The sequence below is a fragment of the Methylobacterium sp. Leaf117 genome (genome assembly GCF_001422985.1).
Lineage (GTDB): Bacteria > Pseudomonadota > Alphaproteobacteria > Rhizobiales > Beijerinckiaceae > Methylobacterium.
In genome coordinates this window covers 488392-501993 of sequence record NZ_LMNL01000012.1, presented here as the reverse complement: position 1 = coordinate 501993, position 13602 = coordinate 488392, and the positions used below count along the sequence as shown (strand labels likewise).

13 protein-coding genes are annotated in these 13602 nt (G+C 68.8%); 6 read left to right on the top strand and 7 right to left on the bottom strand.

Annotation, left to right across the window (positions count from 1 at the left end; genetic code table 11):
• The first annotated feature begins 183 nt into the window (after positions 1-183).
• Together ASF57_RS09280 and ASF57_RS09275 are read left to right on the top strand one after the other, a co-directional pair.
• Positions 184-651 carry a hypothetical protein gene (locus ASF57_RS09280; RefSeq protein ID WP_056184082.1) on the top strand — a complete coding sequence of 156 codons (468 nt, stop codon included), beginning with the start codon at positions 184-186 and terminating at the stop codon, positions 649-651.
• Positions 652-757: 106 nt separating this feature from the next.
• Positions 758-1024, top strand: a complete 267-nt coding sequence (locus tag ASF57_RS09275; protein ID WP_156376034.1) for a hypothetical protein — start codon at positions 758-760, stop codon at positions 1022-1024.
• 72 nt (positions 1025-1096) lie between these two features.
• On the opposite strand, the gene ASF57_RS09270 is transcribed toward ASF57_RS09275, so the two are convergent.
• Positions 1097-1570, bottom strand: coding sequence for an Hsp20 family protein (locus ASF57_RS09270; RefSeq protein WP_056482238.1), 474 nt, complete (start codon positions 1568-1570; stop codon positions 1097-1099).
• Positions 1571-1751: 181 nt separating this feature from the next.
• Here ASF57_RS09270 and ASF57_RS09265 point away from each other — a divergent pair, with 181 nt between their 5' ends.
• Complete coding sequence (locus tag ASF57_RS09265; protein ID WP_056482234.1) at positions 1752-2732, top strand: alpha/beta hydrolase; 981 nt, start codon at positions 1752-1754, stop codon at positions 2730-2732.
• 3 nt (positions 2733-2735) lie between these two features.
• On the opposite strand, the gene hisN is transcribed toward ASF57_RS09265, so the two are convergent.
• A complete protein-coding gene (hisN, locus tag ASF57_RS09260; protein WP_056482231.1) occupies positions 2736-3524 on the bottom strand; it encodes a histidinol-phosphatase in 789 nt (262 codons plus the stop codon).
• A gap of 101 nt (positions 3525-3625) precedes the next feature.
• Positions 3626-5599 carry an AI-2E family transporter gene (locus ASF57_RS09255; protein WP_056482228.1) on the bottom strand — a complete coding sequence of 658 codons (1974 nt, stop codon included), beginning with the start codon at positions 5597-5599 and terminating at the stop codon, positions 3626-3628.
• Positions 5600-6233: 634 nt separating this feature from the next.
• Here ASF57_RS09255 and ASF57_RS27225 point away from each other — a divergent pair.
• Positions 6234-7247, top strand: coding sequence for a methyl-accepting chemotaxis protein (locus ASF57_RS27225; RefSeq protein ID WP_274533553.1), 1014 nt, complete (start codon positions 6234-6236; stop codon positions 7245-7247).
• Between the two features lie 92 nt (positions 7248-7339).
• On the opposite strand, the gene pncB is transcribed toward ASF57_RS27225, so the two are convergent.
• The 3 genes from pncB to ASF57_RS09235 all read right to left on the bottom strand — a co-directional run bounded on the left by pncB (position 7340) and on the right by ASF57_RS09235 (position 10729).
• A complete protein-coding gene (gene pncB, locus ASF57_RS09245) occupies positions 7340-8632 on the bottom strand; it encodes a nicotinate phosphoribosyltransferase (RefSeq protein ID WP_056482225.1) in 1293 nt (430 codons plus the stop codon).
• A gap of 208 nt (positions 8633-8840) precedes the next feature.
• Entirely contained in the window at positions 8841-9344 is a 504-nt protein-coding gene (locus ASF57_RS09240) for a pyridoxamine 5'-phosphate oxidase family protein (protein WP_056184098.1), read from the bottom strand.
• Between the two features lie 65 nt (positions 9345-9409).
• Positions 9410-10729 (bottom strand): GGDEF domain-containing protein, encoded by a 1320-nt coding sequence (locus ASF57_RS09235; protein ID WP_162241553.1) that lies wholly within the window; start codon positions 10727-10729, stop codon positions 9410-9412.
• A 462-nt stretch (positions 10730-11191) separates the two neighbouring features.
• On the opposite strand from ASF57_RS09235, the gene ASF57_RS09230 reads away from it, so the two are divergent.
• Entirely contained in the window at positions 11192-12331 is a 1140-nt protein-coding gene (locus tag ASF57_RS09230; protein ID WP_056482217.1) for an Mrp/NBP35 family ATP-binding protein, read from the top strand.
• Between the two features lie 4 nt (positions 12332-12335).
• On the top strand, positions 12336-12956 hold the full coding sequence (gene mobA / locus ASF57_RS09225) for a molybdenum cofactor guanylyltransferase MobA (protein WP_056482215.1): 621 nt from the start codon (positions 12336-12338) through the stop codon (positions 12954-12956).
• A gap of 183 nt (positions 12957-13139) precedes the next feature.
• On the opposite strand, the gene ASF57_RS09220 is transcribed toward mobA, so the two are convergent.
• Positions 13140-13598, bottom strand: a complete 459-nt coding sequence (locus ASF57_RS09220) for a peptidylprolyl isomerase (RefSeq protein ID WP_056184106.1) — start codon at positions 13596-13598, stop codon at positions 13140-13142.
• Between the last annotated feature and the right edge of the window lie 4 nt (positions 13599-13602).

Below are 13602 nucleotides of genomic sequence, written 5' to 3'. Positions count from 1 at the left end.
CAGATGTCGGACCGCCGCTCCGGGTGCGAATACCGGTGGATGGCGCAGGTTGGTCGTTGTCAACGCGGTCGACGAGGCTCAACCCTCACCGTCTGTCCGGCGCAACCCTGGCGTTTCGGTCGCGTTGATAGAACAGCCGCGGTTCCGGCCTCACGGAACCCCGCGGCGATGAGGATGCCGACGATGGCGACGTTGAAGGAATTCGAGGAGTCCCTGCGCGAGCACGGCATGCACATGGCCCTCGCCCTGCTCGAACGTCTGCGGGAACGCGACCGGGCCACGCGCACGATCAAGCCGGCCCGCCGCCTCACCGGGCAGAAGATGACGCCGGACCTCGCCCGCGCGATCCTGGAACTGCACGCTTCCACCGGCATGACCCAGCAGGAGATCGCCTTCAAGGTCGGGGTCAATCAGGGCCGCGTCAACGAGGTGATCAAGCGCGGCAAGTGGCTCGACGACGATCCGCACGCGCCGGAAGCGATCGCCCGCGACCGGGCCAAGGCACGGCTGCGCGCCGATCCCCCGGCTCAGCGTCCCGCCGTCCAGCGCGCGGCAGCGAAGCCGGGAGCCAAACGCGCCAGGAGTGCCAAGCCGAATGCTCCCGCCCGGCGTCCGAGCCCGCAGGGTCAGCTGATCTTCGGCGACCTCTGACAGGCCGAACGGCTCGGAAGGGGATCATCCGGACCATGAATCGCGTTCTCGCGGCATGACCCGCTGCCGGACCCTTCGTGTCGTTTGCCTCGCAGGCGCGATCGTGATGATCGCAGGTCCGTCGCTGGCGCAGCGGCCCTCGACCAATGCCATGTCCTGCCGCCAGGCGAAGGGATTGGTCGACCGCCAGGGCGGGCTCGTGCTCGGAACCGGCGGCCAGACCTATGACCGCTTCGTACGTGACCGCAGCTTCTGCGAGATCACCGAAATCACGGTTCCGGCCTTCGTGCCGGCCGGCGACACGCCGCGCTGCTTCGTCGGCTATCGCTGCCGGGAGCCGAGTCGCGGCGACTGGCTCGACGACGGATTCTGAAAACCATGAAAGCGCCCCGGCCTTGCGGCCGGAGCGCCCTTCACCGCATCCTGTGTCGGAGCCGATCGCCGATCAGGCGGCCTGCTGAACGGCGCCCTCGATGACGGGGGCGTTGGACGCGCGGGTCGTCGCGATCTGAATCTGGCGTGGCTTCTTGGCTTCCGGAATCTCGCGAACCAGGTCGATGTGAAGGAGACCGTTCTCGAGAGCAGCGCCCGTCACCTGCACGTAGTCGGCAAGCTGGAACCGGCGCTCGAAGGCGCGGGCCGCGATGCCCTGGTGCAGAAACTCCGCCGGCCTGGACGGATCGGACTGACGCTCGCCCTTCAGAGTCAGCGCATTCTCCTTGACCTCGATCGACAGATCGGAGTCCGTGAAGCCGGCCACCGCCACGGTGATCCGGTAGGCGTTCTCGCCGGTGCGCTCGATGTTGTAGGGCGGATAGGTCGGCGCCGCGTCGGCACTGACGAACTGGTCGAGGGCCGAGAACAGGCGGTCGAAACCGACGGTGGAACGATACAGGGGAGCAAGGTCGAACTGACGCATCACATATTCTCCATAAGAAGCAACATGCACAGTCTGGGTCCGCCCGAGGGCCGGACCAGTCGCACCGCCGTATTGGCCGGTGCCTCCGTGATATTGGCGCGGCTCTCCACGCTCGCAAGAGCCTCGACCAGCCCCGCACTCGAAATTTTTCAAGCCCCTTTCCTGACGTGAGACGTCCGCGATGCTGACCCTGCGCTCCACCCCCGACAATCCCGTTCCGCCGGGCGGTGCCTTGAAGGCGGTGCGCACCGAGGACGGGATCGAATTGCGCGCCGCGCATTGGCGCCCCACCACCCGGTTGGTGAAGGGGACGGTCTGCCTGCTCCAGGGCCGGGCCGAATTCATCGAGAAGTACTACGAGACCATCACCGACCTGCGCGGGCGCGGCTTCGCCGTCGTCGCCTTCGATTGGCGTGGACAGGGAGAGTCGCAGCGGCAGACCGACGATCCGCATCGGGGCCACGTTGCCCATTTCGACGATTACCGCCTCGACCTGAAGGCGATTGAGGAGGCGATCCTGCGCCCGTCGATGCCCCACCCACATCTGGGTCTCGCCCATTCCATGGGCGGCGCCATCGCGCTGACCGGCGCCCATGACGGATGGCTGCCGTTCCGGCGCCTCGTCACGGTGGCGCCGATGCTGTCGATCCGCATGGTGCGCTGGCCCGCGGGCGCGGCGGTACTGGCCCGGCTCCTCCACGCGATCGGACGTGGGCGGGCCTATATCCCGTTCGGCTCGGCGGTCTCGATGGCGACGAAGCCGTACCGGAACAACCGCCTGTGCCAGGACCCGAAGCGCTATGCCCGCAATGCCGCCGCCGCACGCGACGTCGGCGCCGGGGCGGTGGGCGATCCGAGCATCGCCTGGCTCACCGGCGCCTTCCGGGCGATGAAGCGCCTCGCCGATCCGGCCGTTCCGGGACGCATCACCCTGCCGACCCTGATCATCGCCGCCGGCGCCGATCCGGTCTGCGGCACGCACATCACCGAGCGCTTCGCCCGTGGCCTCCGGGCCGGCCATGTCCTGGTGCTGCCCGATGCCCGCCACGAGATCCTGTCGGAGCGGGACGCCATCCGCCAGGATTTCTGGGCCGCCTTCGATGCCTTCATGCCGGGCTCCGACACCTCCGAACCGATCGAGAAGGACCGGGTCGAGGCCTAAGCCTCAGGGGTCGAGGTGGCGCAGGGCCGCCTCGTGCAGCCGGCGGTCGCCGGCGGCGACGATGCGCCCGCCGCCCGTGGCGGGGCCGCCGTCCCAGGTCGTGACGATGCCGCCGGCCCCCTCGACGATCGGGATCAGGGCGACGATGTCGTAGGGCTTCAGGCCGGCCTCGACCACGAGGTCGATCTGCCCGGCCGCCAGCATGCAATAGGCGTAACAATCGGTGCCGTAGCGGGAGAGGCGCACCGCCTCTTCGAGGCCGAGGAAGCGCTCGCGCTCTTCGCCTTGCGCGAACAGGCGCGGGTCGGTGGTGGCGAGGATGGCCTGATCCAGGGCAGTGCCGCGCCGGGTCAGGAGCTGGCGCTCGCCGCGTGCCGAGCGCAGGCGGGCGCTGGCGCCGTCGCCGGAGAAGCGCTCGCCGAGATAGGGTTGGTGCATCAGTCCGCGCACGGCCGCACCGTGATGGGTCAGGCCGATCAGCGTGCCCCAGGTGGGCAGGCCCGAGAGGAAGGCGCGCGTCCCGTCGATGGGGTCGAGCACCCACACGCACTCGGCCTCCAGATTCTCCGAACCGAACTCTTCGCCGAGAATGCCGTGGGTCGGGAAATGACGGCGGATCATGCCGCGCATCGCCACCTCGGCGGCCCGGTCGGCCTCGGTCACGGGGTCGAAGGCGGCCCCGCCCCGCGCCTTGTCGTCCATGCCGAAGGCAGCCCGGAAGAACGGCAGGATCGCCTGCCCCGAGGCGTCCGCAAGATCGTCCATGAACCGCGCGAGATCGACCACACTCATCGGCCTGTCCTCCTCAGAAACGCGGCGCAGCGAAGCGGACCCGAGGGGGCATGGTCAAGTCCAAACATCGCCCCCGAAGAACCATGCCGGCCAGCAGGGCTTCAGGCGGGCATCGGCTGCACCCGGGCGAATTCGCCCTCCGGTTCCGGGGCCTTCGGCGCGGGAATGACCTCGCCATGGGCGGCGGCCACCACCGCGTCCACGGCGGCGCGCAGCGAGGAGACGTGAATGTCGGCATCGACGGCCCGGCGCCGGGTCGCCTCGTCGAGACCGGCATCGTCGGCCTGCCACAGGCCGAGGACGAGCCGGGCGTCGGGCAGCGTCCGGCGCAGGCGCTCGGTCAGCCGGCGCAGGTGGGTCGGCTCGCCGCTGATCGCCATCGACACGATGCAGACGAGCTTGGCGGGACCGGGATCGAGGTCCGCGATCTTCGCGCGCGAAACGTCTGAGAACGGCACCACCCGGACGCCGATCCCGCGCTTGCCCAGCAGTTGCGCCAGGATCGCGCAGGCGGATTCGTCGACGAAGCTGCGTCCGGCCACGCACAGGACCGTGCCGGCGGGCCGCCACGTCTCCGGCACCGGCTCCGGGCGCGGCGCGTCCGGGTCGGCTTTGGCCTCGGTGTCGCCGCGCAAATCGTCGCGGTCCGCCATCTCCGCGATCAGGCCGCCGACGCTGGTGCGGATGTCGGTCTTCTGGTCCGTGGTGAGCACGCCGCGGGCCGCGTCCCGGGCCGCCAGTTCGAGGCCCTTCACCACCACCTCGTCGTAATAGGCGGTGAGCGAGCAGTTCTTCAGGATGAGGTCGGCATGCTCCTGCGCCTCCTCGGGGTCGTCGGCCAGGATGCGCTGGTAGAAGTTCTCCACCGGCGTCAGGGCCGGCCGGTCGCCGAACAGCACGTCGAGGAATTCGAGCTTGTCGACGTGGCGACCGAGAACCACCAGGCAGACCGTGAGCGGGGTCGAGAGCAGCAGGCCGACAGGTCCCCACAGCCAGGTCCAGAACAGAGCCGAGACCAGGACCGCGAAGGGCGACATGCCGGTCGACTGGCCGTAGAGCATCGGCTCGATGAAATGCCCGACCAGGGGCTCGAGGATCAGGAACAGGATCAGGGTTCCGATCACCATCGACCAGCCTGGGTCGACCGCGGCTGCGAGCGCGAGGGGGAACAGGGCCGAGACGAAGGCGCCCACGTAGGGCACGAAGCGCATCAGCGCCGAGAAGATGCCCCACAGGACCGGGTTCGGTACGCCGAGGATGTAGAGGCCGATGCCCACCACGAGGCCGAACGAGGCGTTCAGGGCGAGCTGGACCAGGAAGTAGCGGCTGAGGCGCTTGGCGGCATCGTCCATCGCCACGGTGGTGCGGTGGAGATCGCTGGACCCGGCCAGCCGGATCATCCGGTCGCGCAGGTCCTCGCGTTGCATCAGCAGGAAGAGCAGCACCACGAACACGATGCCGATGGTCGCCAGGGGATGCAGGATCGGCGAGAGCAGCGTGCCCGCCAGCGTCACCGGACCCGGTACGCGCTCCTTCACCTCGACCAGGATCGCCTTGTCGGGCGGGGCGGGATTGGCCTGGGGATTCGGCCCCGTGGACTTCACTTCGGGCTTCGGCTCCGGCTTCGCCTCCTCCTGGCTCTCGTGCATCGTCCGGCCGATGCTCGCGACGTAGCCGGCCAGGCGCCCGGCGGGGGTGTCGTTGAGGCCCTCGATCTTGCGCTCGATGGTGCTCCGGTAGCGCGGGACGTCCTTGGCGATGTCGGCGAGTTGGACGCCGATCAGGGTCGCCAGGGCTGCGGCAGTGCCGAGCGCGAGGACCACCGAGGTGGCGACAGACAGGAAGCGGCCGAAATGCCAGCGCCGCAGCAGGTTCACCAGTGGGCCGAGCACGAAGGAGAGCAGGATCGCGATGGCGATCGGGATCAGGACGTCGCGTCCGACATAGAGCCCGGCCATGATCAGGGCCGCGACGATCAACGGGGAGGTGAGAGCCTGGGGCGGCGTTGCGGCCGCCGCGATGCGTGTCGGTCGCGGAGGGACGAGGGACGGCTTTGGGGTCGATGTCAGGGCCATTCCGATTCCGGTTCTCGACGCAACGCGCGCGCTCCCGTCGACCGGGCTACGGCGATGAGAAGGCTGCCCGAAGAACGATGAGCTTGGCGAAAACGATCCCTCGGACCCGTTCGACTCGTCGCGAAACCGTGATCTCATGCGGAAGGCCTGCATCCGACGCATGACTGCGGGAGCGGTGCGCCTGTAAAGCACCTGTTCATGACAGGAGCGCCGGGACGGTTCGTCGATGATGGGCTGCCGATTTCGGAACGTGCGGGGCTCTTGCGTGATGAGCTGAAGATCTCACTCGGTAGCGACCGGACGAAATCTCAGGTTGTCGGGCGCTTTGTGCGATCGGACGCGGGAGCAACCGATTGGGGCAGCCGGATCGACGTTGTGACGGAGGCTGACATCTCTCCGTATCAAAATGAATATCGGTCTTCTGTATTTGGAAGAACGACACCGAGGCACAGTATCATCGCCGAAAAACAACGATAGATTGCCGTTTAAGGGAACGATAAACTTGTTCTCTTATCCCGTGTCGGAGGCTCGATGAGCGATCGACCAGGCAGAATGACTGGAGGCGGGTTTGTACGACGCGGCGATTGAGGTGGCCCCCGGATCGGATGCGTCCGACGCCACGAACCTTCGTGACATCGCGACGGAAATCGCCGCGCTGCAGCGCATCTCTTCCGACAAGAGCCGCCGCATCCAGGCGATCACCGGGCAGGTCAAGATTCTCGCGTTGAACGCCCTGATCGAGGCGGCGCGGGCCGGTGAGATGGGCCGGGGCTTCTCCGTGGTCGCGCAGGAGGTGCGGGCGATCGGTGCCGAGGTCGAGAGCGTCGCCAAGGCTCTCGAGGTCGAGCTGTCGAACCGCATCGCCGGCCTGCAGGTCCGGGTCAAAAGCTTCGCGGAGGAGTCGCAGACGACGCGGCTGATCGACCTGGCCCTGAATGCGGTCGAGTTGATCGACCGCAATCTCTATGAGCGGACCTGCGACGTGCGCTGGTGGGCGACGGATGCCGCGCTGGTCGCCTGCGCGGCGGCGCCGGCGCGCGCGACGTCCGATCACGCCACCGCCCGACTCGGCATCATTCTGGATGCCTACACGGTCTATCTCGACCTGTGGATCTGCGATCTCCAGGGCAAGGTCCTGGCCCATGGACGGCCGGACCGCTATCCCGACGTCGTGGGCCGCAATGTTGCCGATCAGGCGTGGTTCCAGCGTGCGGCCGCCCTCCCCGACGGCGACGCCTACGTGGCCGCCGACGTCATGTGTCAGCCGCTCCTGAACGGGGCGCAGGTCGCCACCTACTGCGCCAGCATCCGCCAGGAGGGCAACAGCCGGGCCGCGCCCATCGGCGTTCTGGCGATCCATTTTGACTGGCAGGCCCAGGCCCGCGCCATCGTCGAGGGCGTCCGCGTCGCCGACGAGGACCGGGCGCGGACCCGCGTCCTGCTGGTCGATGCCCGGCAGCGGGTGATCGCCGCTTCGGACGGGCGCGGCGTGCTGGAAGAAACCCTGCCGCTCGGCATCGCCGGACGGGACAGCGGTGCCGATCTCGACCCGCGGACCGGTCGCACCGTCGCCTTCCACCGCACCCCCGGCTACGAGACCTATGCGGGGCTGGGCTGGTACGGGGTGATCGTTCAATCCGCGACCTGAGGCGCGGGCTTGCGTCTCGAAGTCAGGTTCGCATTTCGGAGTCAGGCCCGCATCTGAGAGTCGGGCTTGCGTCTGGGAGTCGGGCTTGCGTCTCAGACCAGAACCGGCATCGCCGCCTGACCCTCGACGCCGAAGACCCGGGTGTAGCGGGCGATCGCCTCGGCCGGACCGATCGCCTTCGAGGGATTGTCCGAGATCTTCACGGTGGGCCGCCCGTCGGCGTCGATGACCTTGCAGACGATGGAGATCGGTTCGAGGCGGCCATCCGGCACGAGGCCGCGGAAGTCGTTGGTCAAAAGGGTGCCCCAGCCGTAGCCGATGCGCATCCGGCCGTGGAAATGGGCGTGAATCGCCTCGATGGTGTCGATGTCGAGCCCGTCGGAGAAGATCGCGAGTTTTTCGCGGGGGTCCGAGCCGCGCGAGCGCCACCAGGCGATGGCCTCCTCTCCGCCGGCGATCGGCTCCTTCGAGTCGATGCGGATGCCGGTCCAGGCGTTCATCCAGTCGGGGGCGTTCGCCAGGAAGCCCGTGGTCCCATAGGTATCGGGCAGCATCACCAGCAGGTTGCCGGCGTAGTCCTGCTGCCAGTCGGCCAGCACGTCGTAGGGTGCGCGGGCCAAGCCCGCATCGTCGTCGGCCAGGGCGGCGTAGACCATCGGCAGTTCGTGGGCGTTGGTGCCGACCGCCTCGACCTCGCGCCGCAGGGCGATGAGGCAGTTCGAGGTGCCGAGGAAGCGGTCGCCCAGGGCCTCGTGCATCGCCTCGACGCACCAGTCCTGCCACAGGAAGCCGTGGCGCCGGCGCGTGCCGAAATCCGCGATGGAGAGGCCGGGCAGGCGCTGCAGCCGCTCGATCTTCTCCCAGACCCGCGTCATGGCGCGGGCGTAGAGCACCTGCAGGTCGAGCTTGCCGAGATGGCGCACGACGCCGCGCGTACGCAGCTCGTTAAGGATGGCGAGCGCCGGCACCTCCCACATGGTGGTTTCGAGCCAGGGGCCGTGGAAGGTCAGGACGTACTGCCCGTCCCGGGCTTCCAGCTCGTATTCGGGCAGCCGGAAGCCCTCGAGCCAATCCATGAAGTCGGCCGAGAACATCTGGCGCTGGCCGTAGAAGGTATTGCCGCGCAGCCAGGTCGACTCGCCCCGGCTCAAGCGGACCGAGCGGGCGTGGTCGAGCTGCTCGCGCAACTCGCCCGCATCGACGAACTCGGCCAGGCGCACCTGCCGCGAGCGGTTCTGGATCCCGAAGGTGACGCGCGCGTCGCGATGGCGGCGAAAGATCGTCTGCGCCATCAGGAGCTTGTAGAAATCGGTGTCGAGCAGAGACCGGACGATCGGGTCGATCTTGAAGCTGTGATTGTACACCCGCGTGGCCAGATCGAGCATGGTTCGGATCACGGTCCCTGGCGCGGATCTCCGGCGTCTGCGCGCCGGAAGAGGCGCACGGCATCCGGCAACAAGTCAATCGTGCCCCGCACGGAGCAGGCATGAGGAGCGGCGCCGGGCGCGACGGGTGGGCGACCCTGCGCCATCACGAAAAAGGGCGACGCGCCCCTCGGCACGCCGCCCGTTCTGGTCACGCCGGCGGATCCGCTCAGGCGAGATCGACCTTCTTGGTCTCGGTCTTCGGGGATTCACCGGTCAGCGCGGCTTTCACGTAGCCGTAGACGTGCAGCATCGTGGCGTTCGGGCTGTCCCAATACTCGCCCTTCTCGGGGTGCACGCGGATCAGGGCGACTTCCGGGTCGTCCTTGCCGTTCGGGAACCAGGTCTTCAGGCTCTCGCTCCACTTGTCGTCGATCGTCGCCTGCTCGGTGACGATCTCGGCCTTGCCGGCGATCGACACGTAGGTCTGGCTCGACGGGTCGGAATAGGCGAGGTTGATCTGGTTGTCCTTGCTGATCTCGGCCGTCTTGGGCGAATGCAGCTTGGTGAAGAACCACAGGTCGCCGTTCTCATCGGCTTCCTGGCACCACATCGGGCGGCTGTAGAGCTTCCCGTCCTGGTCGGCGGTGGTCATCATCGCGACCTTGACCTCCTTGATGAGGGCGAACAGCTTCTTGGCGCCCTCGTGGTCGCGGTGGTTGCCCTGGTGCATGGGATCGTCATCTCCAACTCGTCGAACGGCATCCCGGCGCGCTCGCACGCAACCGGATCGTGTCCTCAACGGGCGAGGGCGGCATTGGTTTCGGAGGCGAGCGCGGGGGGCTTGATCGGGGGGCCCACTTTGGTCGCCGAGGCCATCTTGGTCGGGGCCGCGGTCTGGTGCGTGACGCGCGGCGGCTGGCGGCGCATCGCCCCGAGCCGTCCGAGACGCCGGTCCTCCGGCATCATGGTGGCCCCGCCGATGTATCGCACGACGTGACAGTTGCGGCCGTAGCGCTTGGCTTCGTAGAGGGCGCCGTCCGCCTCGCGGAGGAGTTCGTCGGCCGACGTCGCCCGGCCCGACCCCGCCACCGCGATCCCGATGCTCACGGTGACGAGACCGTGGCCATCGCCGCGCCCGCCATGCGGGATGGCCAGCCCGGCAATGCCGGCCCGCAGCCGTCGCACCACGCGGTCGACCGCCCGGGCATCGCAGCCCCGCATGAGAATCGAGAATTCCTCGCCGCCGTAGCGCGCCACGCAATCGCGGCCGTTGCGCGTCTCGCCGGACAGGGATTCGGCGATCCGGCGCAGGCAGGCATCGCCTGCCGGATGGCCATAGGCGTCGTTGAAGCGCTTGAAGTGATCGACGTCGATCATCAACAGGGCGATTCCGCGGGTTTCCCCGGCGGTTGCGGCCAGGGCGGAATCCAGGGCGCGGCGGTTGGCCAAGCCCGTCAGGGCGTCGGTTTCGGACAGGACGGTGAGCACCCGCCGGTCCTGCTCCAGGCCGGCCGAGCGCAGGATCTCGCGGAGCGAAACCAGGTAGGCCCGCCGCCGGACCCCTTCGATCTGGTGGTTGCCGTAGAGCACGAAGAAGCTGCCGGTCAGGGTCTGGAAGGCGAGGCAGAGGGCGAGTTCGGACGAGAGGTCCGAGCGCAGCCCGATGCTGGCGAAGGACGCCGCCGCGCTGAGGCCGGTGAGGATGAGAGCGTGCGGGAATCTCAGCACCAGCATCATGGTGGCGAACACCATCATCAGCGGATACTCGATGTAGCAGACGGCGCTCACCGTCTCGCGCTCGAGGCTGAACAGCAGGATCGGCACCGCCGTCACCAGCAGCATCGTGGCGGTGACCATGCGCTCGCGTCGCGGACCCGACATCCGGGTCACCGACCAGGCCAGCAGCAGGCCGATCGGCGTGACCAGCAGCAGTCTCAGGCCCATCGCCAGGGGCAGCATGCCGGGCATCAGCAGCGCCGTCGTGAGATTGTAGGCGTTGTGGAACACGAGGCCGATCAGGATCGTGCGGCGCAGATGCAGCGCCCGCTCCCGGCCGGTGTCGATCTCGAAGCGGGCCGAGACGGGCCGCGAGAACCGCAGCAGCGTGCGGCTCATCGTCAGGTCGCCGTCGGCGACGTCACCGCGCGCACGGACCTGCGAGCCCCGTACCGAAGTCGGAAACCGAAAACGCAACCAATGAAACACGAATGGTCGATCCTGAGAGGAGCGAGGCCGCCGTCCGGCGCCCTCCTTATGTGGCCTATCGAACGTTGCCGAGGGGCGGGTGGACGCAAAGTCCCCCTCGTCCCCTCGCCTCATGCCTAGCGAAATCTGAATGAAGTCTCTGAAACCCGGATCTTGGCGGATGATGCCGGCGCCCTCGTCCCGATCCGGCCAGCGCCCACCCGCGACCCGCGGTCTCGCCCCCGGGAGGTCGGGCAAGCCTTGCGCTCGGGCGGCGCCTGTGCTGTCGCATGGGTTCCCCGTGGATGGGACGGCCGCCGCCGGACGATCCGCGCTTCCCCGTTAGTCTCCCGCCCCAGCCGTTTCGGCCGGACGCGGTAAGGAGCCGGCCCCTTGGCGATCACCCGTGACGACGTCCTGAAGGTGCTCTCGACCGTGACCGTGGACGCGGCCGGGACCACCCTGCCGGCCTCCGGCCGCCTGTCGCAGGTGGTGGTGGATCCGACCAACCGGGTCATGTTCTCGATCCTGATCGACCCGAGCGAAGCCGAGCGGTTCGAGCCGATCCGGCGCCGGGCGGAGGGCGCGCTCCTGGCGACACCGGGCGTCTCCGGCGTGTTCGCGAGCCTGACCTCGGAGCGCGGCCCGAACCAATCGGCCCAGACGCCGCCGCCGCCCCAGCCCCCCGCCTCCGGTCGCGCAGCGGCGGCCCCGCCGCCTCGCACCGGCCCGGCCCTGCCGGGCGTCCGCCACATCGTCGCGGTCGCCTCCGGCAAGGGCGGCGTCGGCAAGTCCACCACGGCCTGCAACCTCGCCCTCGCGCTCGCCGCGCAGGGCCTGAAGGTCGGTCTGCTCGATGCCGACATCTACGGACCCTCGGTGCCGAAGCTGTTCGGCCTGTCGGGCAAGCCCCGCGTCATCGAGGAGCGCCTGCTCGCCCCGATGGAGGGCTTCGGCATCAAGGTGATGTCGATCGGCTTCCTGATCGAACCCGAGACGGCGATGATCTGGCGCGGTCCGATGGTCCAATCCGCCATCACTCAGATGCTGCGCGAAGTCGCCTGGGGCGAACTCGACGTGCTGGTGGTCGATATGCCCCCCGGCACCGGCGATGCCCAGCTCACCATGGCGCAGGCGACGCCGCTTTCCGGCGCCGTCATCGTCTCGACGCCCCAGGATCTGGCCCTGATCGACGCCCGCCGGGGCGTCACCATGTTCCGTAAGGTCGCGGTGCCGATCCTCGGTGTCATCGAGAACATGGCGACCTTCATCTGCCCACATTGCGGCACTGCCTCGCACATCTTCGGGCATGGCGGCGCCCGCGCCGAGGCCGAGCGCCTGGAGGTGCCGTTCCTCGGCGAGGTGCCGCTGAACATGACCATCCGCGAGACCTCCGATGCCGGCCGCCCCGTGGTGGCGGTGGACCCGGACGGGCCGCACGCGCAGGTCTATCGCGGCATCGCCGCCAAGCTCTGGGCCAACCTGACCGGCGGCCCGGCCCCGCGCGCAGCCCCCCGCATCGTCATCGAGTAGGCCGATGCCACCGGTGCTGGGCGTCGTCCTCGCCGGAGGGCTCTCGCGACGCATGGGCGGCGGCGACAAGCCGCTGCGCCAGCTCGGCGGCCGCACCCTCCTCGACCGCGTGGTGTCGCGCTTGGCGCCGCAATGCGGGGCCGGCCTGATCCTCAACGCCAATGGCGACCCGGCGCGGTTTCCGGGGTTTCCCGGCACGGTCGTGCCCGACGGCGTTCCGGACCACCCGGGTCCCCTGGCCGGCATTCTCGCCGGCCTCGATCACGCGGCGTCCCACCATCCGGTGGTGACCCATCTCGCCAGCGTTTCGGGCGATGCGCCGTTCCTGCCCCTCGACCTCGTCGCCCGACTCGCCGACGCGGCCGAACCGGTCGGCACCATCGCGATGGCGGCCTCGGGCGCGCGCGAACACTTCACGGTGGCGCTGTGGCCGGTGGCCCTGCGGGCGGACTTGCGCGAGGCCCTCGTGGTGCGGGGCGAGCGCCGGGTCGGCGCCTTCCTGAGGCGCCACGCGGCCGTCGCGGTATCGTGGCCGGTGGAACCCTACGATCCGTTCGCCAACATCAATGCGCCGGAGGACCTGGTCGCGGCGGAGGCGGTCCTGGCCGACATGGCCGGGCCGTGATCGCCCGGCCGGTCGGCGACGGGACCGGGTGCGGCGGGAATTGAGGACGGACCCCGTAAAACGAAAGACGTGCCCGCGCTCTCGCGCGGACACGTCTTTCAAGATCGATCGTTCCCGAAGAAGCGTTCCCCAAGAACCGTTCCCCAAGAAGCGTTCCCCGAAGACCGGTCGATCCGGGTCGGATCAGGCGGCGCCGACGGTCGCCTTGACGATCTTGTCGGGGGTGCGCGGCGGCTCGCCCTTGTTCAGGGTGTCAACCACGTCCATGCCCTCAACCACCTTGCCCCAGACGGTGTACTGCTTGTCGAGGAAGCGGGCATCGCCAAAGCAGATGAAGAACTGCGAGTTGGCCGAGTGCGGGAAGTTGGTGCGGGCCATCGAGCAGGTGCCGCGCACGTGCGGCTCGGCGTTGAACTCGGCATTCAGGTCGGGGAGGTCGGAGCCGCCCGAGCCGGTACCGGTCGGGTCGCCGGTCTGGGCCATGAAGCCGTCGATGACGCGGTGGAACGGCACCCCGTCATAGAAGCCCTGTCCGGCGAGCGTCTTCAGGCGCTCGACGTGGCTGGGGGCGAGGTCGGGGCGGAGCCCGATCACGACGCGGCCCTTGGTGGTCTCCAGGATGATGGTCTCGGTCTCTGCCATGGGT